The sequence below is a fragment of the Cupriavidus sp. 21MJTG02-4 genome (genome assembly GCF_057798975.1).
Genome location: NZ_JBYOJP010000012.1, coordinates 104,801 through 125,202, shown reverse-complemented (window position 1 = coordinate 125,202; position 20,402 = coordinate 104,801). Strand labels below are relative to the sequence as shown.

Genomic DNA, 20,402 nt, shown 5'->3' with positions numbered 1-20,402 from the left:
GCTCGTTTTAGTAAATGAACGAACATAAAACAATAGTGCAGCGCATCATTTGTTTTCGTTTGTGATTGAACTAGAATTCCGGACATGACTCTGAATCCGCGCCAGACCGCCCTGCTCGATGAAGTCCGCAACCAGGGCTTTGCCTCGATCGACGCGCTTGCGCGCAAGTTCGGCGTGACGCTCCAAACCGTACGGCGCGACGTCAACCTGCTGGCTGAGAGCGGCATGCTGGCCCGCTTCCACGGCGGGGTGCGGGTCGAGGGATCGACCACGGAGAACATCGGCTACCGGCAGCGGCAGGTACTCAACGCCGAAGGCAAGATACGCATCGCGCGCGCGGTGGCCAAGGCAGTGCCTGAAGGCTGCTCGCTGATCCTGAACATCGGCACCACGGTCGAGGAGATTGCCCGCGCGCTGATGCATCACCGCGGCCTGCGCGTGATCACCAACAACCTGAACGTGGCCGGCATCCTGGCCGACAACCCCGACTGCGAAGTCATCGTGGCCGGTGGCGTGCTGCGCTCACGCGACCGCGGCATCGTCGGCGAAGCCACGGTGGAGTTCATCCGCCAGTTCAAGGTGGATATCGGGCTGATCGGCATCTCGGGGATCGAGGCCGACGGTACCTTGCGCGACTACGATTTCCGCGAGGTCAAGGTGGCGCGGACGATCATGGAGCACGCGCGCGAAGTGTGGCTGGCGGCGGACGCCAGCAAGTTCCATCGCCAGGCCATGGTGGAACTGGCGCATCTGTCGCAGGTGGACAGGCTGTTCACCGACCAGCCGCTGGCGGTCCCGTTCGGGCAGATCGTCGCGGACAGCGGAGTGAACTGTGTGGTGGCGGACCAGGACTGAAGCAGCCGCCACGGCGGCGCGCGACGGTGTCCGCCCGCCGGCCGGCGCGAAGCACGCCGGCGGCAAGCTGCGGGAATTACTTGAAGACGACGGTCTTGTGGCCGTTCAGCAGGATGCGGTGTTCGGCATGCCACTTGACCGCGCGCGCGAGCGCCACGCATTCCACGTCGCGGCCGACCGACGTCAGCTGTTCCGGATCCATGCTGTGGTCCACGCGCGCGATTTCCTGCTCGATGATCGGGCCTTCGTCGAGGTCGGCCGTCACGTAGTGCGCGGTCGCGCCGATCAGCTTCACGCCGCGGTCATGGGCCTGGTAATACGGCTTGGCGCCCTTGAAGCTCGGCAGGAACGAGTGGTGGATATTGATGGCACGGCCGGCCAGCTTGCGGCACAGGTCGTCGGACAGCACCTGCATGTAGCGCGCCAGCACCACCAGGTCGATGTTCTGGTCGCGCACGACTTCGAACACGCGGCCTTCCTGCGCGGCCTTCTGCTCGGCCGACGCGTTCATCAGCGGCAGGTGGAAGAACGGCACGTCGTAGGACGCCGCCAGCTGGTAGAAGTCGCGGTGGTTCGACACGATGGCCGCGATCTCGACCGGCAAGCCGCCCACCTTGGCGCGGAACAGCAGGTCGTTCAGGCAGTGGCCGATCTTCGACACCATGATCATCACGCGCGGCTTGGCGCCCGCGTCGTTCAGCTCCCACTGCATGCCGAACTGATCGCCCACCGGCGCGAAAGCGGCCTTCAGCGTGTCCAGCCCCGGGCCGCCGGCCGGCGGGGTGAAATGCACGCGCATGAAAAAGCGGCCGGTGAATTCATCGCCGTACTGGTCGGAATCGACGATATTGCAGCCGTTCTGGAACAGCAGGCCCGATACGGAATGGACGATGCCCGGCTGGTCCGGGCACGAAAGAGTAAGAATGAATCCGGTGTTGCTCATCGTGAATTGTTCTGTCGGGTGCGTGCGGCACGGGGCCGCGAGGGCGCAGGCGGGGCCGGGGGCCCGGCGTCAGGCGGAATCGCCCGCGGATGGCAGCCAGCCGCGCCGGCGGAGGGCATCCAGCGTCACCAGCGTCGCATCGACCGTCATGGTGCCGGCCGACATGATAGCAAGCAATGCGGCGGGATCGATGCGGCGGTGTTCGGCCACCTCGCCGTCCTGGTTGTGCGGGATGAAGTCGGCGGGCAGTTCCAGGTCATAGGCATAGACGTGTTCCCACTGCACGCCTTCGGGGATCTCGCGCAGCACTTCGATGTGGCCGTGGGCCTGCGCGCCACGGGCCAGCGCGGCCGGGATGCCCGATTCTTCCTCGCATTCGCGCACCAGCGTGGCCAGGGGGTCGCTGCCATGCGGCATGCCGCCGGCCACGAGGTTGTCCCACAAGCCGGGGTCGACCGCCTTGTCCTGGCTGCGGCGCGATATCCAGAAAGTCGGCTCGCCGCGGATCACGCCGTTCATGTGCGAGGCGAACGTGAGCAGCCCAAGGAAGCGCGCCGCCGCGCGCTCGATCACGGCCAGCGCCGGGGCATCGAGCGCCGGTGTCACGGCGAACAGCTCGTTGCGCCAGCCCCGCACATGGCCGGCATCGGCCAGTTGCCGGGCCAGCGCCTCGAGCGCGGCGCTGCGTACCGTGAAGTCGCCACGGCCCGGCAACAGGTCGACGGCGCAACCGACGGGCGTGTCCTCCTCCGGCCCCAGCACGCAGCCCATGCCGCGCAGGATGTCGGCATGGGCACGCGGCAGCCAGCCGACCTGCTGCCCGGACATCATCAGGCGCAGCTTGGTGGTGCGGTCGAACGGGCTGCGCGCGGCAATGGACGCGTCGATGGCGGCAAGGGTGTCGGTAGGCATCGGCAGACGCAAGTTGAGGTATTTCAGGGACGAAAGGCATGAACCAGCAGACCACGCAGGCCGGGCGGCAGTTCGTACTGGCGCTCGACCAGGGCACCAGCAGTTCGCGCGCCATCCTGTTCGACCAAACCGGCAGCGTGGTACGGCTGGCCCAGCGCGAATTCCGCCAATATTACCCACATCCCGGCCACGTCGAGCACGACCCGTATGAAATCTGGCAATCGCAGCTCGCGGTCGCGCATGAGGTCCTGAACGACTCCGGCATCTCGGCTTCGCAGTTGCGCGCCGTCGGCATCACCAACCAGCGCGAGACCACGGTGCTGTGGGACCGCAAGACCGGCGAACCAATGGGCCGCGCGCTGGTCTGGCAGGACCGCCGCACCGCCCAGATGTGCGAGGCGCTGTTGGACGCCGGCCATGAACGGATGATCCGCGAGAAGACCGGGCTGGTCATCGACGCCTACTTCTCGGGCACCAAGCTGCGCTGGATGCTCGACAACATCCCGGGCGCACGCGAACGCGCGCAGCGGGGCGAACTGGCCTTCGGCACCGTGGACAGCTGGCTGATCTGGCAACTCACGGATGGCGCCCGCCACGTGACCGACGTGTCCAACGCATCGCGCACGATGCTGTTCAACATCCACACCTTCCAATGGGACGACGCGCTGCTGGCGCTGCTCGACATCCCGCACGCGGTGCTTCCCGAGGTGGTGCCGTCCAGTGGCGAAGTGGCCCGCACGGTGCCGCGCCTGTTCGGCCTGGAGGTGCCCATTGCCGGCATCGCGGGCGACCAGCAGGCGGCCACCTTCGGCCAGGCCTGCCTGTCGCCGGGCATGGCCAAGAACACCTATGGCACGGGCTGCTTCCTGCTGATGAACACCGGCGACCAGCCCGTGGTATCGCGCAACCGGCTGCTGACGACGATCGGCTGGCAGATCGGCGACCAGACCCAGTACTGCCTGGAGGGCGGCGTCTTCATGGGCGGCGCCACCATCCAGTGGCTGCGCGACGGCCTGAAGATCATCGAGAGCGCGCCCGAGGTCGAGCCGCTGGCGCGGCAGTGCGATGACACCGGCGGCGTGGTGCTGGTGCCGGCCTTTGCCGGGCTGGGCGCGCCGCACTGGGATGCGTTCGCGCGCGGCACGCTGGTCGGCATGACCCGCGGCACCGGCCGCGCGCAGATTGCACGCGCCGCGCTGGAATCGATCGCGCTGCAAAGCGTCGACGTGCTCGACGCCATGCAGAAGGATGCCGGACTCTCGCTGGCCGAACTGCGCGTGGACGGCGGCGCCTCGCGCAGCGACCTGCTGATGCAGATGCAGGCCGACCTGCTTGGCACGACCGTGGTGCGTCCGCGCGTCACGGAAACCACGGCACTCGGCGCCGCCTACCTGGCCGGGCTGGCCACCGGATACTGGAGCGATGCCGGGGAGATCGCGACGCAATGGCAGGTGCAGCAACGGTTCGAGCCGAACCTGTCCGGTGATGCGCGCGCGCACCGGCTGGCCCGCTGGCACCGCGCCGTGGAACGCGCCCGCGACTGGGCGCGCGAAGACGACGAAGCCGCTGGCGCCGCGACATCCTGATTGCCACGCCAGGCCCCAACCCAACCCGAACGCGTCATGCAGAAAGTCCCGACCCCGATCCAGCCGCCGTCCCGCGCCGCCCTGCTTGCGAGCCTGGAACGGGAGCCGCGCTGGGATGTGATCGTCATTGGCGGCGGCGCAACCGGCCTCGGCACGGCCGTCGACGCGGCGTCGCGCGGGTACCGCACGTTGCTGGTCGAAGCCGCCGACTTCGCCAAGGGCACGTCGAGCAAGGCCACCAAGCTCGTGCACGGCGGTGTGCGCTACCTGGCGCAGGGCAATATCAGCCTGGTGCGCGAAGCGCTGCATGAGCGCGGGCTGCTGGCCCGCAACGCGCCGCACCTGGTCTGGCCGCTGGGCTTTGTCGTGCCGGCCTACCAGCTGTTCGACCAGCCGTTCTACGGCATCGGCCTGAAGCTCTATGACATGCTGGCCGGCAGCCTGAACCTGGACGGCAGCCGCTGGCTGAACCACCGCGAGGTGCTGGACGCCGCGCCGGCGCTGGCCGAGCACGTGGGCGGGCGCCCGCTGCGCGGCGGCAACCTGTACTTCGACGGCCAGTTCGACGACGCCCGCCTGGCCATTGCGCTGATGCGCACGCTGTTCGACGTGGGCGGCACCGCCATCAACTACCTGCCGGTGACCGGCCTGTCGCAGCAAGGCGGCGTCGTCAACGGCGTGACCGTGCGCGATGCGCTCGGCGATGCCACCTTCCGCCTGCGCGCCGACTGCGTGATCAACGCCACGGGCGTCTGGGTGGACGCCATCCGCCAGATGGAAGACGGCCACGCGCGCACCATGGTCGCGCCCAGCCAGGGCGTGCACCTGACGCTGCCGCGCGCCTTCCTGCCCGGCGACCGCGCCGTCCTGATCCCCAAGACCGATGATGGCCGCGTGCTGTTCGTGGTGCCGTGGAACGGGCACACGATCGTCGGCACCACCGACACGCCGCGCAAGGACCTGCCGCTGGAGCCAGATGCCAGCGCCGACGATGTCGACTTCATCCTCGATACCGCCTCGCGCTACCTGGCGCGGGACCCGGGCCGGGCCGATGTCACCAGTGTCTGGGCCGGACTGCGGCCGCTGGTCAAGGCGACCGGAGAGGCCTCGACCGCTTCGCTGTCGCGCGAGCACACCATCGTGGTGTCGCGCGCCGGGCTGATCACGGTCACCGGCGGAAAATGGACCACCTATCGCAAGATGGCCGAAGATGTCATCGAGACGGCCATCCAGCGCCAGATGCTGCGCGCCGCGCCTTGCGTGACGGCCGAGCTTGCCCTGCATGGCGCCAGCGGCCTGCCCGCGGACCTGCCGGCGCCCAACTCGGTCTCGCCGGACCGTTACTATGGCAACGAGTTGCCGGCATTGCGGGCCCTGCCCGGTTATGAGAATTTTTTGGCGCCCACGGCAGGGCTGACCGAAGCCCACGTGCGCTTTGCCGCGCGCCATGAACTGGCGCGGCGTGTCGAGGATGTGCTGGCCCGGCGCAACCGGGCGCTCTTCCTGGATGCCCGCGCTGCCGTGGACGCCGCGCCGCGCGTGGCGGCGATCCTGGCCGAAGAGCTGGGCCACGACGAGGCCTGGCAGGCCGGCGAAGTGGCGAACTTTCGCAAGCTCGCCGCCGCTTACATGCTCGCCTGAACCGGCGGCCGCTGCCCCAATGCTCCATTCCTGACCGGACCACGAATGACTCACCGCCCGACACGACTTGCCCTTCCCGCTCTTTTGCTGGCCGCGTGCGCCAGCGCGGGCGTCTATGCTGCCGGCGCCCCAGGCATCGACAGCGTGCGCTTTCCCGAGGTCCGCACCGTGCGCTACCAGTGCGACGGCGGCAAGCCGCTGACCGTGCGCTACTTCAACAGCACCGACAACCAGGCGGCCATCCTGCGGCTGGAGGGCAAGCCCGTGCTGGCCGTGAGCGTGCTCAGCGGCTCCGGCGCGCGCTATGTGGGCGGACGCTATGAATGGTGGACCAAGGGTGACGAGGGCACATTGCGCGACCTGATGCAGACGGACGCCAATCCGCCCATGCTGGGCGGCTGCCGCGCCGTGCGATAGCGTGGCCTGTCATCGCCGGCCATATGAGGCAGCGAAAATCCGGGCGATAATGCGGGCCATTGCAATACGGAGAACACCATGGACGAACTTGAAGAACTGTCCGACCTGCCCATGCCGCGCTTCATCTGGGGCTTCGCGATCGCCGCCGGGCGGGGCGGAGAAGTCCTGCACGACGAGTTCGAGTACCTGACCCATACGCGCACCCCGCGCTTCACGTGCCGCGTGGTCGAACTCGAAGACATGCCGGCCGACAGTGACGAAGGCGGAATCGACGGACGCATCGTCCACCCTGACGATCCGCGCCGCATGTTCTACATCACCGATGCGGGCATGGCGCTGGTCAACTTCGCGATGTTCGACAAGATGCCGGACCGCCAGAAGTTCAAGAAGATCTGCGACGAAGCGATCGCCAACTGGATGTTGCGCCGCGAATTCCTCGGCGACGAGGAAGACGAGGACGACGACGAAGAGTAAGGCCCGCGCGCAGCGCGGTCTGGACTGCGGCCCGCGCCGCGCTAGCGCCCTTCCCTCACTTCGATGAGGTCCGCCGCCACGCGCTGGATTTCCGCATACACCGGGATGGCCTCGAGCGGGCCCGTGCATCCGACGGCCGTTGCCTGGCTGGCATCGGCGCCTGGCGGCAGGAATACAAAGGCCATCCCGGGCCGCCAGCCCGGATGGTTGCGCAGGCTGTCATTGAGGATGTCGAGATACTGGGCACGCGTGAAAACATGCTTTGCCATGGTCCGTCTCTCCGTGTCGGCTGCAGGCGGGCCTGACGGCCCCCAGTCGCGTCGAACTACCGTTGCGGGATCGTAGCATGGCATCCCGCACGGCTCTCATCGTGAAGGCTGTGGCCCAGGCCTGACATCCGCCATTCGCTCAGCACTCGCCCTTCTTGGCGTGGCCCGGCGGGCAGTGATACCCCTTATCCTTCTTACCCTTGCCGCGGTGATCATCCCAGCGTCCGGGCACCAGCACCCAGCCGTCGCGAGACTGGATCCAGCGCGGAGACTCATAGACGTAGCCCGCGCGCTCGCGTTCCCAGCGACCCTGCTTCCACGCATGCTTGTGGTGGTGGTCGTCCCAGTCCCAGTAGCCCGGCGCCCAGACATAGCCGGGACGCGGCGCGGGCACGACCTCGTAGACCGGAGCCGGCGGCGGCACGCCAATGGCAATGTTGACCGAGACCTGGGCCTGCGCGGAGGAACCAGCGGCCAGTCCGCCGCAAATGAAGGCCGCAAGCAGGACCGCGCGCGGCAGGACGCGAAAACGATTCGTCATGGAAACCCTTTCTTTTTGTGGATGTGACTCAAGTCTAACGCCCACGGGCGTCCACCCGTTGTAAGAAAGGGTATCCGGGCACAGGCCGGCCGTCGTGCCGCGGCACGACGGCGTGGTGGACTAGTGGTCCGCCGCCATGGCCTTCAGTTCGGCATCGCCTGCGACGCGCGCCGCATCCGATGTGGTGAACGTATCGTCGGAAACAATGGTGCGCCGGATCTGCTGGGCATTGAAGTCGACCAGTGAAATGATCCAGACATAGCGGCCCGCCTGGGGCGCGGTCTGCACGAAAGCCTTCAGGCCGGAACGGGACTCGCTCGTCATGATCCACCTCCTCGCAATGCGTGTCTGGAAAGACTAGCACAGCGGGCCAACAGTTCCCCGGGCCCGTGGCGCCTCACGCCATCAGCCGGAAAATCGCCCCAGCGTGGCTACCGCGACATTGATCAGGCCCAGCACCAGGTTGATGCCGACCGCCTGCCGGATCCGGTTGAGCGCGGCGCCGGCGACAGGCCATTCGCCGGCTTCCACGGCACGCCGCAAGACCGGATAGGGGCCGAAAAAGACAAAGACGAAGATCGCCGCCATGACCACGCCGATGCCTGCCATCAGGTGCCAGTTCGGCGGGGCCGAAGCCATGCCGGCCTGGGCCATCATGGCACCGCCGCTAAGCAGGATCAGCGCCAATGCCAGCCATACCCAACGGAAGAAGCGGTCAAAAACGCCTTGCCAGAGACGCAATCGCGACGGCGGTTCCAGCACCTGGGCGGCGACCGGGCGCAGGCACAGGTAAGCGAAGAACATGCCGCCCACCCAGACGACGGCGGCCATCACATGCAGGAACAGGAGAATCGGCAGGAAGTTCATCTTTGCTGTGCGGGAGCGGGCGCTGCGCGCCAAAGCCTGCATTCTATGCGTCACGCGCATTTGTGCGCACGGGATTGCCGCAAGACTGGCGTGCGATTCAGGATTGCCGCGATCGTGCCGATAACTGCCTCTGGCAATCCGGGAACCGCCCCCTCCTCCATCCCGGACGGATCAAGACCAGAAGACGGGAGCCGTCCCAGACAACCCGATCAGGCCATACGCACACTCGCCCATCTCATGGCTCGCGCCCCAGCCATCCGCTCCAGGCGGAACCCAACCTTCCTTCGTTACTGCCTGCGGCCGCTGATGGTCGCCGTGCTTGCCATCGTGCCCGCCGTGCTGCCCCCGGGCGTCACCGCGCAGCCGGCCCCGCAACGCGTCGACATGGTGGCGCGCGTGGTCTTCAGCCTGCTCGGCTATGCGCGCTGGCCGGCGGAGCGAGAGTCGATCCGCCTGTGCGTGGACAACGCCAGCCGGTATCCGGCGCGCCTGCTTGAGGGCGCTACCCTGGGCAACGGACGGCAGGTGCGCCCGCGCGAGGTCGATGTCATGGCGGACCCGCTCGCGAGCCAGTGCGACGCGCTCTATCTTGGCGCCATGACTGACGTCCGGCGCCAGCGCCTCGCCGCGGAACTGATGGGCCGCCCGGTGCTGGTGATCAGCGAAGAGGACTTCGAGTGCGAGACCGGCAGCATGTTCTGCCTGAATATCCGCGAGAGCCAGGTGTCGTTCCGCGTGAATCTCGATGCGCTCGGCCGCAGCGGTGTCCATGTCCATCCAGCCGTGCTGCAACTGGGCCGGCGCAGGGGCGCATCGTCATGAAGCCCGGATCGCGCCCTGCCGATGCTGCCAATGGCCGGCAACGCCCTACCCTCTACGGCGCGCTGCGCCGCATCCATCTTGGCGTGGCGCTGCTGGCGGTCTGCACGGCCGGGCTCTCGCTGACGGCACTGGGCCTGACCGCACTGCGGGTCTATGCCGACCACAACTTGCGGCTGGTGGCGCGTTCGATTGCCTATACGCTCGAAGCACCCGTGGTCTTCCACGACAAGGCTGCCACCGGCGAGACGCTGGCCCTGATCGCCGCATCCGAAGACGTATCCCGCGCCACCGTGCTCGATCCGGACCACCGCGTCCTGGCGGACTGGCAGCGTGCGGGCCACGAACGCCGTGACGGCTTGCGCCACGCGATCGGGGAATTGCTCGGCACCGGCGTGATCGAGCAGCGGATCCTGCATGACGCCAAGCCGGTCGGCACGCTGCGCATAACCGGCGATCCGTCCAACCTGCTGCACTTCCTGCTGCAGGGTGCGCTCGGCCTGCTCGCCTGCCTGCTGCTGACGGCGGTGAGCGCGCACTACCTGTCGAGCCGCATGCTGGTGCAAATCATCGAGCCCTTGCGCAACCTGATGCGCGTGGCCCACGCCGTACGTTCGGAGCGCGATTTTGCCCAGCGCACGCCGCCTGCCCGCATCGAGGAACTCAATGCGCTGGGCGATGACTTCAACGGCCTGCTCGACGAACTGCAAACGTGGCAAAACCAGATGCAGCACGAGAACCGGTCGCTCGCCCATCGTGCCAGCCATGACTCGCTGACGGGCCTGCTCAACCGGTCCGCGTTCGAAGAACTGCTGGAACTCGCCGTGCGCGCGGCTGCAGCGAGCGCCGGCCATGCGGCGGTGCTCTACCTCGACAGCGATGACTTCAAGGGTATCAATGACCGCTTTGGCCACGCTGCCGGCGACGCCGTGCTGGTGGCGCTGGCGCAACGCATCCGCGCCAGCGTGCGCGAAGGCGATGTCGTCGCCCGGCTGGGTGGCGACGAGTTCGCGGTGCTGACCACTTCCTTGCGCGCGCCGGCAGACGCGATCCAGATTGCGGAGCAGATCCTGCAACGGGTTCCCGAGCCCGTCCTGTTGCCCGATGGCAGCCGCATCACGGCTTCGCTCAGCATTGGCATGGCAGTATTCCCGGTGCATGCGCAGGCCAGCCAGGGGCTGCTGCATGCGGCCGACGCGGCCATGTACGGTGCCAAGCGCCAATCTGGCGGAGGCTGGCAGAGTGCCGAGCCACGCCTGGAGGCCTGCCAGGACCAGCGATGACGCCGGCCTGTCCTCAGTCGCCGAACGGATTGGGCGCTCGATTCTCCACGGCGTCCGACAAATCGAACTCGTCCCGCACCTTGTCGACCGTGGCGCGGATGCCGGCCTCGTAGCCGGTGCCCCTGCCGAACCCCTTCATATCCCAGTTCCGTCCGCGCGCATCGCGCGGGTGAGGCTCGGGCATCGGTACGCGGATCTTCGCACCGTCCTCTCCGATTTCATCGATCTGCTGGACTCGCCGGCTCACCTCGTCCTGCAAGGCGCGCCGGCCGCGCTCGCGCTTGGCCATCGCTGTCTCCCGGAAGCGGTTGGGCAGTCATGCTAGCACGGGCAAACCCGTGCGCTCAAAGCGCGGATTTTGCGGCCTGGTAGGCGTCGTAGAGCTTGCGGAAGACCGGTCCTGGCGTGCCTGACCCAATCGCCCGGCCATCAATGGAAACCACGGGAAGAAGCTCCTTGCTTGCCGACGACAGCAATACCTCGTCGGCACCGAACACCTCGTCACGCGAGATGCGCCGCGCCTCCAGCGAAATATCGAGCGCCGCGCACAGTTCCTCCATCAGGCCATAGCGAATGCCTTCCAGGATGAGGTTGTCCTTGGGCGGGGCCGACACCCGCCCTTTGCTGACCACCCAGACATTGGATGAAGATGCCTCGGTGAGCCAGCCATCGCGGAACTGGATCGCCTCGGTGACACCGTGTTCCGCAGCGTGCTGTGCGGCCAGCACGTTGCCCAGCAACGAGGTCGACTTGATCTGGCAATTGAGCCAGCGGCGATCCTCCATCGTCACGCACGGCACGCCCTTGGCCACGGCCGACGCCGGCGGCAGCGCCATCGGGTTGGTCATGATCAGCACGGTGGGTGTCACTTCAGCGGGGAACGCATGCATGCGCCGCGCCACGCCACGCGTGACCTGGATGTACACCATCTGGTCGGACAGGCCGTTCGCCTCGACTACACGGGCAATCAGCGCCAGCCATTCGGACTCGCTGTGCGGATCCGGGATGCCGATGGATGCCAGGCTGCGCGCCAGGCGCGCCAGGTGCTGGGCACCGCGGAACGGCTTGCCGTTGTAGATGGGAATGACTTCATAGATCCCATCGCCGAAGATAAAGCCGCGGTCCAGGACCGGGATACGGGCTTCGGACAAGGGGGTCAGTTCGCCGTTGAGATAGACGGTGGAGTCGGACATGGTGCGATGGCTTGGAGAGGAAATCCGATTCTTCCACAGGGAGCGGAGTCAGCCTATGCAATTACCGCATAAGGCAGCCATCTCCGGCCGTCAAAATAGCGACGCCAGCCTGGGGTGGCACTCGAATGGCGAGAATTCGGTCACCCGATACACTGCCACACCGAACTGATGAAACGGATCCGCCGCGAGCAGCGCCTGGAGCTCAGCGCGCGACAAGTCTCCCCGCGCCAGAATCACGCTGCCATTCCCGGAGGCCGTTGGTCCATAGGCCAGGAAGCGGTCCTGCTCGAACATCCTGTTCAAGTAGTCCTGGTGCGCTTGCAGATGCCTCCAGAACTTTTCGGCGGGATGCGGGTACGTCAGTTCAACGAGGTACAGGTGCTTCAGTGCCATCACGATGATCGCCTGTTTGCCTTTCATTCGAAAGGGATTCGACAACAGGGCGAAGGCTGGCGGAAAGGCGTATGAATCGCGCAGGTGCGCCCGACTGCCTGCTACCGTGGATGACTGGCGCGATCACGGCATTGACCCGCATCAACGCGTGATGAGGTCCTTTGGTCGGGCACAAAGCGTAAGTGAGCTTCTTTCCGTGCCGTTGCCGTTTCTGCCGGGGCATGGGAAAGCCATTTGTCGGCGCATTTTTCTCAGCCCTTTGCTCCAAGCGGTATCGCGGTGCGCTGGAAGGCATGCCGGCGAGCGGCTTGCGGGTCAGGACAAGCGCTGAGCACGACGATCAACGCGCGGTGCTGGCGCTCCGCGGCCATCGCACAGCGCAAGGCGGCCAGAAGTTCGCATGCCGACGTGGCGTCATAACCTTTGGCGCGCAGTGCCTTGACGAGCGCAATCTGGTGCCGGATCCGCGCGCGGCCTTCGCGGATATAGCGAGTGCTGCGGTCGAGATCCAGAAGCCTGGTTTCAAGGTCAAGCATGTCTCTCTCCCGCAATTCGGTTTTCCCTTGAGGATAGACACAAGTCACTCCAAACGGCACGCCGTGCGTGGCGCCAAAATGGTCGCTTTCAGGACATCCGAATATGCAGTCATCTTCCTATACAGTATTTCGCTACCCTGCTCGAGGAGATTGGCATGCCTTCGCGAATGGTTCGCGTATTGCCGGCCGTATTGGGTTGGTCGATGCAGGCAGATGGCCTGCCGGCACCGCTTCATTTCGCCACGCTTGAAGCTGCCATTGCCGCGGGGTGGTACTACGCGCGAAAAGAGCAGGTCGACCTGGAGATTTGCCGGGAGGACGGGACGGTCCGCCTGCGAAGCACAGGCACGGATGCGCAGATCGGGCCCGCGCTGAAGGACAAAGCCATTCCGAACGATCACCGCCCGTGCCCCGGAGTCGAATCTTGAGCTCCATCACAGCCGTACCGTGCCTGTTGTGCGGCGATCTGGCACGGCGTTGGTATAACCGTCGCGATCCCCTTCAGGGCGATCGGATGTACCGCTGCGCCCGTTGCGGCGGCCGCTTTTCCGTCACCGGCGAGGCGTCGTCCCTGATAGGCGACGGCCAGTGGGACACGGCTGAACTGATGGACACCGTGAGGCAGCGCATTGCCCTCGGCGAACTGCCTCGCATCGAAAACATCGACGGCATGCCGAGCGTCAGGCCGGTCGGCCGCCAGGCATCCTGAATTCCGCATGAGGCCAGGGCCGCATACGCCCCCGGTTTCTTAAGCACTAACTCCCGGTTTACCCCTGATCATCGCAAACTACGAATGCAATCAGTTATGATTCTCATTTAATACATGTGCAGAGGCGTCCTTCCCACTGGAGCCGCGCCAGCACTGGAAGACATCTGCTGGCCTGCCCGATGGAATTCAACTTCGAGCTGTTTCCGGTCCTGACCACGGACGACAACCCGCGCACCGGCGCAAAGGTCCTGCGCGTGCTCGCGTCCATCCGGGACACCCGGTCCATGGGCAAGGCGGCCGCCGCCAACGGATTATCCCAACGGCATGGCTGGACGCTGATACGGAGTTGGGAAAAGGCGCTGGGGCAGCCACTCATCGTCGGCGCGCGCGGCAATGGCTCGATGCTGACCCCGTTCGCGATGCGACTCCTGCACGCCGAATGGCGCTTCCGGCAAGCCACGCAACCGGCCCTCGAGACGGCCATGGCGGAATTTGCGGCGACGCTGTCGGAAGACGACGAGGAGCCGATTGCGATGGCGATCGCCCCGCTCCAGGCAAACAAAAAGGGCCGGGGTCAATGACCCAAGCCCTTGTTTGGGACTTTGTCGTTAGCGACTGCTAACCGGCAAAGCCTTGCAGAATCCTGGCGGAGAGAGGGGGATTCGAACCCCCGATAGGCTATTAACCTATACACGCTTTCCAGGCGTGCGACTTAAACCGCTCATCCATCTCTCCGGGAAGTCCGCGATTATAGCAGAGGTCTCCGACGAGTCCAGCAATTCCTGACCTGGCGTCTACCCCTTTCGCAGGTAAGTCACCAGGCGATCGATCACCGGCGCGTTCCTGGGCGTCACCAGGCTGACAAGGATGGCCGCCGCGAAGCCCGCCGGGACGCCAAAGGCGCCGGACGCGATCGGGTCCACGCCGAACCATCGGTCGCCGAAAATCCCCGTCATGCGGGTGAAGAACGGATAGTTGACGAAGATGTAGTAGACCGAGATGCCAAGGCCCGCTGCCATGCCTGCCACCGCGCCGGCGGCGGTGGTGCGGCGCCAGAAGATGCCCAGCACCAGCACCGGGAAGAAGCTCGACGCGGCCAGCGAGAAGGCGGCGCCGACCAGGAACAGGATGTTGCCGGGACGCAGCGATGTGACGTACGAAGCGAACAGCGCCACGCCGAGCAGCACGATCTTGGCCGTGGTGACGCGCCGCTGGTGGCTCGCCTGGCGGTCCACCATGTGATAGAAGACGTCATGCGACAGCGCATTGGCAATCGTCAACAACAAGCCGTCCGCCGTGGAGAGCGCAGCCGCCAGCGCCCCGGCCGCGATCAGCCCCGATATCACGTACGGCAGTCCTGCGATCTCGGGCGCCGCCAGCACGATCATGTCTGGCTGTAGCAGGATTTCCGCCCACTGCACGATACCATCGCCGTTCACGTCGCGCAGCGCGAACACGGGGGGATCGACCTTGCGCCACTGCACGACCCACTGCGGCAGTTCGGCATAAGGCGTGCCGACCACATGCTGGAAGAACTCGTATTTGACCAGCGCCGCCAGCGCGGGGGCCGATACGTATAGCAAGGCGATGCAGAATATGGCCCACGCCACCGAGTTGCGCGTCTCCTTCACCGACGGCGTGGTGTACAGCCGCGTGAGGATATGGGGCAGGCTGGCCGTCCCCACCATCAGGCAGAACACCAGCAGCACGAAATTCAGCCGCTTGTTCCCGCGCTCCTGCTCGGACGCCGAGGGATAGGGCTCCGTCGACGGCGTGGAAGGCTTGCTGCGCGAGAGCGCGTCTTCACGCATCTGGTTCCATTGCTGCTTCGCGGCGGCCGCATCGACCGGGAAATCGATGCGTTCGCGTTCCAGTGCCTTGATCTCCCGCAGTGGCGCATTGCGCGCGCGCAGATCCAGGAGCCGCGCATCGAGCGCCGCGCGCTCCTCGCCGAACGATTCCGGCAGGCGCGCAATACGGTCCTGCATCTGAATGGCCTGCTGCCGGTAGTACTCTCGCACCGCCTGCTCGGCCGGCTCCCGTTCGATCTGTCGTTCGCGCTGGTCCAGCCTGGTCAGCATCGGGCCATAGCTGAGCTGCGGCACCATTTCCTGATGATGCTTCCATGCGATCATCGAGACCGTGGCCAGGAAGGCGACGATCATCATGATGTACTGGGCCACCTGGGTCCACGTCACGGCGCGCATGCCACCCAGGAACGAGCAGACCAGGATGCCGGCCAGCCCGAAGAAAATGCCGACCGCGAAATCGACGCCGATAAAGCGCGTGACTACCAGGCCAACGCCCTGGATCTGCGCGACGAGATAGACGAACGAGCACAGCGATGCCGCCAGCACGGCAATGGCGCGCACGGGCAGGTTGCCGCCCGGCTTGCCATTGCCGTACCGCGCTGCCAGGAAATCGGGAATCGTGTAGCCGCCGTACTTGCGCAAGTACGGCGCGAGCAGGAATGCGACCAGGCAATAGCCGCCCGTCCATCCCATCACGTAGGCCAACCCTTCATAGCCGGACGCGAACAGGATGCCAGCCAGGCCGATGAACGACGCCGCGCTCATCCAGTCGGCCGCGATCGCCATGCCGTTGAACATGGCGGGCACCCGCCGCGCGGCTACGTAATATTCGTTGAGGTCGGATGTGCGGCAGATCAGGCCAATGCAGGCGTAGATCGCGATCGTGATAAAGAGAAAGACATAGCCGAGCCAGAGCGCATCGGCATTGGATTTTTCGAGCAGCCCCATCATGCCGACGAAGCCGAACAAACCCAGTGTGAACAAGCCGTAGTACAGCATCAGCCGGCGGCGGAAACGCGACTGGGCGTCGGGCATAGGCGGCGGTCGGACGGTTAAGGGGGATTTACAGTGAAGAACCCGCCGGCGCGCTGAGCACGGCGGCGGGTCCTGTCCGGCTGGCGGTTACCGGTTGATCCGGTTATTGCGCCTGCTTCAGTTGATCAAGAATCGCGGGGTTTTCCAGCGTCGAGATGTCCTGCGTGATTTCCTCGCCCTTGGCCAGCGAACGCAGCAGGCGCCGCATGATCTTGCCCGAGCGCGTCTTCGGCAGGTTGTCACCAAAACGGATGTCCTTGGGCTTGGCGATCGGGCCGATCTCCTTGGCCACCCAGTTGCGCAGCTCCGTGGCGATCTGCTGCGCCTCGGCATCGCTCGGACGCGAACGCTTGAGCACTACGAACGCGCAAATGGCCTCGCCCGTGGTGTCGTCCGGGCGGCCCACCACGGCGGCCTCGGCGACGATCGGGTTGGCCACCAGCGCCGACTCGATTTCCATCGTGCCCATGCGGTGGCCCGACACGTTCAGCACATCATCGATGCGGCCCATGATGGTGAAGTAGCCGGTGTCCTTGTCGCGGATCGAGCCATCGCCCGCCAGGTACAGCGTACCGCCCAGCTCTTCGGGGAAGTAGCTCTTCTTGAAACGCTCCGGATCGCCCCAGATGGTACGGATCATCGCCGGCCACGGGCGCTTGACCACCAGGATGCCGCCGGCGCCATTCGGCACATCCTGCCCGGTCTCGTCGACGATGGCCGCCATGATGCCCGGCAGCGGCAGCGTGCATGAACCCGGCACCAGCGGCGTCGCGCCCGGCAGCGGCGTGATCATGTGGCCGCCGGTCTCGGTCTGCCAGAAGGTGTCGACGATCGGGCAGCGCTCGTTGCCGATGTTCTTGTAGTACCACATCCACGCTTCGGGATTGATCGGCTCCCCCACCGTGCCGAGCAGGCGCAGGCTCGACAGGTCGTACTGCTTCGGGTGGATCTTCTCGTCGGCCTCGGCGGCCTTAATCAGCGAGCGGATCGCCGTGGGCGCGGTGTAGAAGATGCTGACCTTGTGGCGCGCGATCATGTCCCAGAAGCGGCCGGCGTTCGGGTAGGTCGGCACGCCCTCGAAGATGATCTGCGTCGCGCCCGCGGCCAGCGGGCCATAGGCGATGTAGGTGTGGCCGGTGACCCAGCCGATGTCGGCGGTACACCAGAAGAGATCGTCGGGCTTGATGTCGAAGGTCCACTGCATCGTCATCAGCGCCCACAGCAGGTAGCCGCCGGTGCTGTGCTGCACGCCCTTGGGCTTGCCGGTCGAACCCGAGGTGTAGAGCACGAACAGCGGGTGCTCGGCGCTCACGGGCACGGCCTCGCAGGTATCGGGCTGGCCAGCGGAGACATCTTCCATCGAGCGGTCGCGGCCTTCCACCCAGTTGACCTTGCCGCCGGTGCGACGATAGACGATCACGTCCTTCACCGCCTCGCAGCCACCGAGCGCGAGCGCGTCATCGGCAATCGCCTTGAGCGGCAGCGCCTTGCCGCCGCGCATCTGCTCGTCGGCGGTGATCAGCGCCACGGCGCCCACGTCCACCAGCCGCTCCTGCAGCGACTTGGCCGAGAAGCCGCCGAACACGACCGAATGCGTGGCGCCCAGGCGCGCGCAGGCCTGCATCGCCACCACGCCTTCGACCGACATCGGCATGTAGATCACCACGCGGTCGCCCTTCTTGATGCCGAGCTTTTTCAGGCCATTGGCGAAGCGGCAGACCTGGGCGTGCAGGTCTTGGTAGGACACGCGCGTCACGGTGCCGTCGTCGGCCTCGAACACGATCGCGGTCTTCCCGGCGTTGCCGTTCTGCAGGTTGCGGTCCAGGCAGTTGTAGGAGGCATTGAGCTCGCCGTCCTCGAACCACTTGTAGAACGGGGCATTGCTCTCGTCGAGTACCTTGGTGAACGGCTTGTTCCAGTGCAGCAGATCGCGTGCGCGGCTGGCCCAGAAGCCTTCGTAGTCGCGCTCCGCTTCGGCGCAGAGCGCGCGGTAGGCATCCATGCCCGAGATCGTGGCTTGCCGGACGAAGGACTCGGGCGGATTGAAAACGCGATGCTCTTGCATCACCGATTCGATAGCGGACATAAGGCTGGTCTCCTGGTTTTTGACTGAACGGCTTGGCTGCCAAAGTACGCCCGGCGGCTTACTTAAACCTGACGCTCTCCCGCGCTACGGCTGGGCCCGGAACCTTGCTGCAAAGCAACAAGCCTGCGTGTCTATAGCCATGGCAAGGAATGTGCAGCCTTCTTCATTAGGCTAGCACAGCTATAATGCCCCGGGCCCGATATTCGGGCGCCTCAGCGTCCACAACGCGCCCTATTCCGGCACCTGCTGAACCACCGCAGTCTGCCCGCACCCGGCCCGCACAAGGGGCTTCGTGCTCACTCCCCGAGGCAGCATCCGTGTCCGTCTACCCATTCTTCCTGATCGCCTCGATGGCACTCGTCGGCAGCAACGTCGGCCTGGGCAAATCCATCATCGCCCATGTGCCGGTGCTGCTGTTTGCGCTGCTGCGCTTTGTCATCGCCATCGTCTGCCTGTCACCGTGGTACCGGCCATCGCGCATGCGCCAGGTGTCGCGCGCGGAGTGGCGCAACCTGTTTCTGCAGGCGTTCTTCGGCACCTTCCTGTTCACGCTGCTGATGCTCAATGGGGTGCGCCTGACCAGCGCCATGGCCGCGGGCGTGATTACGAGCACGATCCCGGCGACGGTGGCCATCCTGTCCTGGTTGTGGCTGCGTGAACGGCTGTCGCGCCGGACCGTGGCGTCGGTGCTGCTGGCCGTGGCCGGCGTGGCGGTGCTCAACGTAGCCCGCGGCAGTTCGCATGGCGCAGGCAGCGGCGGCAGCCAGGCCCTGCTCGGCAACCTGATGATCCTGGGTGCCGTGGTCTGCGAATCGATCTACGTGATCCTGTCGCGTCGGCTGACGCAGACGCTGGCCGCGATCGAGATCTGCGCCTACACCCACCTGATTGGCGGCCTGCTGATGCTGCCGCTCGGTTTCATTCCGCTGCTGGATTTCGACCCGTCCACCGTGCCCACGCAGACCTGGCTGATGCTGCTGTGGTACGCACTGTCCGCGAGCGTGTTCTCGTTCTGGCTGTGGATGAAGGGCATCCGTCATGTACCGGCCCAACTCGCGGGCGTCTTTACGTCGGTGCTGCCGGTGGCGGCAGCCGCCTACGGCATTGTCTTCCTGGGCGAGACACCGGGCTGGCCGCATGCCATCGCGCTGGGCTGCGTGCTGGGCGGCATCCTGCTGGCGAGCTGGCCCGGGCCGCTGGCGCGCCGGGTGTTGCAGGATAGGGCCTGAATCGTTTCAGGGCGTGACAGTCACGCGGCACGCAAACATGGGCGCGGTACAATCCAGACCCATTTCGAATGTCTTGTAACAAAGACCTAGCTCATTGCCCATGGCCCAATCCTCGATGCGCCCGATCCCCCGCCTTATCTTTGCCTCCCGCTGGCTCCAGTTGCCGCTGTACCTCGGCCTGATCGTCGCGCAGGGCGTCTACGTCTATCACTTCATGGTCGAGGTGTGGCACCTGCTGTCGCACGTGACCGAGTACGACGAGAACAAGATCATGCTGGTGGTGCTGGGCCTGATCGACGTGGTGATGATCTCCAACCTGCTGATCATGGTGATCGTGGGTGGCTACGAAACTTTTGTCTCGCGCCTGGGGATCGACAACCACCCCGACGAGCCCGAGTGGCTCGACCATGTCAACGCCGGCGTGCTCAAGGTGAAGCTGTCGATGGCACTGATCGGCATCTCGTCGATCCACCTGCTCAAGACCTTCATCGACGCCGAACAGCGCACGACCCACACCATCATGTGGCAGGTGGCGATCCACCTCGCTTTCCTGCTGTCGGCCGTGGCGATGGCCTGGGTGGACCGGATGGTTTCCCACCCCGCCGGCGCTCATGCCAAGTCTCAATCGCACTGAAGCTGCATGCAACGTTAGCTTCACTTCTGACCGCGGCCCTGCGCCGCGGTTTTTGTTTGCGCCTTGCAGTGCCTCCAAGCGGCGAAAAAGGCGCCCCGCGCACTGTAGACGCCTGTATGCAAACGGGCAGAGCGCCCCGGCTAGGTGTATGATTTCGGGCTGTGTTTCA

The 20,402-nt window shown here is 65.7% G+C and carries 24 protein-coding genes and 1 tRNA gene; 12 read left to right on the top strand and 13 right to left on the bottom strand.

All coding sequences use genetic code 11. The annotated features are described in order from the left end of the window. The first annotated feature begins 84 nt into the window (after nucleotides 1-84). Complete coding sequence (locus AC3FKH_RS22810; RefSeq protein WP_488678038.1) at nucleotides 85-855, top strand: DeoR/GlpR family DNA-binding transcription regulator; 771 nt, start codon at nucleotides 85-87, stop codon at nucleotides 853-855. Between the two features lie 76 nt (nucleotides 856-931). On the opposite strand, the gene purU is transcribed toward AC3FKH_RS22810, so the two are convergent. Then, nucleotides 932-1,798 (bottom strand): formyltetrahydrofolate deformylase, encoded by an 867-nt coding sequence (gene purU, locus AC3FKH_RS22805; protein WP_488678037.1) that lies wholly within the window; start codon nucleotides 1,796-1,798, stop codon nucleotides 932-934. A 69-nt stretch (nucleotides 1,799-1,867) separates the two neighbouring features. Next, nucleotides 1,868-2,710 (bottom strand): NUDIX hydrolase, encoded by an 843-nt coding sequence (locus AC3FKH_RS22800; protein ID WP_488678036.1) that lies wholly within the window; start codon nucleotides 2,708-2,710, stop codon nucleotides 1,868-1,870. Between the two features lie 38 nt (nucleotides 2,711-2,748). Here AC3FKH_RS22800 and glpK point away from each other — a divergent pair, with 38 nt between their 5' ends. From glpK to AC3FKH_RS22780, 4 genes are all read left to right on the top strand, one after another. Next, nucleotides 2,749-4,296, top strand: coding sequence for a glycerol kinase GlpK (gene glpK / locus AC3FKH_RS22795; protein WP_488678035.1), 1,548 nt, complete (start codon nucleotides 2,749-2,751; stop codon nucleotides 4,294-4,296). 36 nt (nucleotides 4,297-4,332) lie between these two features. Continuing rightward, nucleotides 4,333-5,937, top strand: coding sequence for a glycerol-3-phosphate dehydrogenase/oxidase (locus AC3FKH_RS22790; RefSeq protein WP_488678034.1), 1,605 nt, complete (start codon nucleotides 4,333-4,335; stop codon nucleotides 5,935-5,937). Nucleotides 5,938-5,982: 45 nt separating this feature from the next. Beyond that, complete coding sequence (locus AC3FKH_RS22785) at nucleotides 5,983-6,354, top strand: MliC family protein (protein WP_488678033.1); 372 nt, start codon at nucleotides 5,983-5,985, stop codon at nucleotides 6,352-6,354. Between the two features lie 78 nt (nucleotides 6,355-6,432). After that, nucleotides 6,433-6,828, top strand: a complete 396-nt coding sequence (locus tag AC3FKH_RS22780) for a hypothetical protein (RefSeq protein ID WP_483731684.1) — start codon at nucleotides 6,433-6,435, stop codon at nucleotides 6,826-6,828. A 41-nt stretch (nucleotides 6,829-6,869) separates the two neighbouring features. Here AC3FKH_RS22780 and AC3FKH_RS22775 read toward each other — a convergent pair whose 3' ends face one another. The 4 genes from AC3FKH_RS22775 to AC3FKH_RS22760 all read right to left on the bottom strand — a co-directional run bounded on the left by AC3FKH_RS22775 (nucleotide 6,870) and on the right by AC3FKH_RS22760 (nucleotide 8,505). Continuing rightward, nucleotides 6,870-7,097, bottom strand: a complete 228-nt coding sequence (locus tag AC3FKH_RS22775) for a hypothetical protein (RefSeq protein ID WP_483708602.1) — start codon at nucleotides 7,095-7,097, stop codon at nucleotides 6,870-6,872. A gap of 139 nt (nucleotides 7,098-7,236) precedes the next feature. Then, a complete protein-coding gene (locus tag AC3FKH_RS22770; protein WP_488678032.1) occupies nucleotides 7,237-7,638 on the bottom strand; it encodes a YXWGXW repeat-containing protein in 402 nt (133 codons plus the stop codon). A gap of 120 nt (nucleotides 7,639-7,758) precedes the next feature. Further along, complete coding sequence (locus AC3FKH_RS22765) at nucleotides 7,759-7,962, bottom strand: hypothetical protein (protein ID WP_483708604.1); 204 nt, start codon at nucleotides 7,960-7,962, stop codon at nucleotides 7,759-7,761. Nucleotides 7,963-8,043: 81 nt separating this feature from the next. Continuing rightward, on the bottom strand, nucleotides 8,044-8,505 hold the full coding sequence (locus AC3FKH_RS22760; protein WP_488678031.1) for a DUF4149 domain-containing protein: 462 nt from the start codon (nucleotides 8,503-8,505) through the stop codon (nucleotides 8,044-8,046). A 306-nt stretch (nucleotides 8,506-8,811) separates the two neighbouring features. Between AC3FKH_RS22760 and yfiR the strand changes: the two genes are divergently transcribed. After that, on the top strand, nucleotides 8,812-9,327 hold the full coding sequence (gene yfiR / locus AC3FKH_RS22755) for a regulatory sequestration protein YfiR (RefSeq protein ID WP_488678030.1): 516 nt from the start codon (nucleotides 8,812-8,814) through the stop codon (nucleotides 9,325-9,327). Further along, on the top strand, nucleotides 9,324-10,607 hold the full coding sequence (dgcN, locus tag AC3FKH_RS22750; RefSeq protein WP_488678029.1) for a diguanylate cyclase DgcN/YfiN: 1,284 nt from the start codon (nucleotides 9,324-9,326) through the stop codon (nucleotides 10,605-10,607). The genes yfiR and dgcN overlap by 4 nt, the downstream gene beginning before the upstream one ends. Before the next feature lie 13 nt (nucleotides 10,608-10,620). Here the strand turns inward: dgcN and AC3FKH_RS22745 are convergent, their stop codons facing one another. The 4 genes from AC3FKH_RS22745 to AC3FKH_RS22730 all read right to left on the bottom strand — a co-directional run bounded on the left by AC3FKH_RS22745 (nucleotide 10,621) and on the right by AC3FKH_RS22730 (nucleotide 12,729). Continuing rightward, nucleotides 10,621-10,896, bottom strand: coding sequence for a hypothetical protein (locus tag AC3FKH_RS22745; protein WP_488678028.1), 276 nt, complete (start codon nucleotides 10,894-10,896; stop codon nucleotides 10,621-10,623). Between the two features lie 55 nt (nucleotides 10,897-10,951). Next, entirely contained in the window at nucleotides 10,952-11,800 is an 849-nt protein-coding gene (locus tag AC3FKH_RS22740) for a D-amino acid aminotransferase (RefSeq protein WP_488678027.1), read from the bottom strand. A 90-nt stretch (nucleotides 11,801-11,890) separates the two neighbouring features. After that, complete coding sequence (locus AC3FKH_RS22735; protein ID WP_488678026.1) at nucleotides 11,891-12,220, bottom strand: YciI family protein; 330 nt, start codon at nucleotides 12,218-12,220, stop codon at nucleotides 11,891-11,893. Between the two features lie 224 nt (nucleotides 12,221-12,444). After that, complete coding sequence (locus AC3FKH_RS22730) at nucleotides 12,445-12,729, bottom strand: hypothetical protein (protein ID WP_488678024.1); 285 nt, start codon at nucleotides 12,727-12,729, stop codon at nucleotides 12,445-12,447. 155 nt (nucleotides 12,730-12,884) lie between these two features. Between AC3FKH_RS22730 and AC3FKH_RS22725 the strand changes: the two genes are divergently transcribed. The 3 genes from AC3FKH_RS22725 to AC3FKH_RS22715 all read left to right on the top strand — a co-directional run bounded on the left by AC3FKH_RS22725 (nucleotide 12,885) and on the right by AC3FKH_RS22715 (nucleotide 14,019). Continuing rightward, nucleotides 12,885-13,157, top strand: a complete 273-nt coding sequence (locus AC3FKH_RS22725; RefSeq protein WP_488678023.1) for a DUF2188 domain-containing protein — start codon at nucleotides 12,885-12,887, stop codon at nucleotides 13,155-13,157. Further along, complete coding sequence (locus AC3FKH_RS22720) at nucleotides 13,154-13,438, top strand: hypothetical protein (protein ID WP_488678022.1); 285 nt, start codon at nucleotides 13,154-13,156, stop codon at nucleotides 13,436-13,438. The genes AC3FKH_RS22725 and AC3FKH_RS22720 overlap by 4 nt, the downstream gene beginning before the upstream one ends. Nucleotides 13,439-13,617: 179 nt before the next feature. Beyond that, nucleotides 13,618-14,019 (top strand): helix-turn-helix domain-containing protein, encoded by a 402-nt coding sequence (locus AC3FKH_RS22715; protein ID WP_488678021.1) that lies wholly within the window; start codon nucleotides 13,618-13,620, stop codon nucleotides 14,017-14,019. 63 nt (nucleotides 14,020-14,082) lie between these two features. On the opposite strand, the gene AC3FKH_RS22710 is transcribed toward AC3FKH_RS22715, so the two are convergent. From AC3FKH_RS22710 to acs, 3 genes are all read right to left on the bottom strand, one after another. Continuing rightward, a tRNA-Ser gene (locus AC3FKH_RS22710) sits at nucleotides 14,083-14,173 on the bottom strand. A gap of 59 nt (nucleotides 14,174-14,232) precedes the next feature. Then, on the bottom strand, nucleotides 14,233-16,284 hold the full coding sequence (locus AC3FKH_RS22705; protein ID WP_488678020.1) for a sodium:solute symporter family protein: 2,052 nt from the start codon (nucleotides 16,282-16,284) through the stop codon (nucleotides 14,233-14,235). Nucleotides 16,285-16,387: 103 nt separating this feature from the next. Then, nucleotides 16,388-18,370 carry an acetate--CoA ligase gene (gene acs / locus AC3FKH_RS22700; RefSeq protein ID WP_488678018.1) on the bottom strand — a complete coding sequence of 661 codons (1,983 nt, stop codon included), beginning with the start codon at nucleotides 18,368-18,370 and terminating at the stop codon, nucleotides 16,388-16,390. 317 nt (nucleotides 18,371-18,687) lie between these two features. Between acs and AC3FKH_RS22695 the strand changes: the two genes are divergently transcribed. Both AC3FKH_RS22695 and AC3FKH_RS22690 read left to right on the top strand, forming a co-directional pair. Beyond that, nucleotides 18,688-19,599 (top strand): DMT family transporter, encoded by a 912-nt coding sequence (locus AC3FKH_RS22695; RefSeq protein WP_488678017.1) that lies wholly within the window; start codon nucleotides 18,688-18,690, stop codon nucleotides 19,597-19,599. 100 nt (nucleotides 19,600-19,699) lie between these two features. Beyond that, complete coding sequence (locus AC3FKH_RS22690) at nucleotides 19,700-20,233, top strand: TIGR00645 family protein (RefSeq protein ID WP_488678015.1); 534 nt, start codon at nucleotides 19,700-19,702, stop codon at nucleotides 20,231-20,233. The last annotated feature ends 169 nt before the right edge of the window (nucleotides 20,234-20,402 follow it).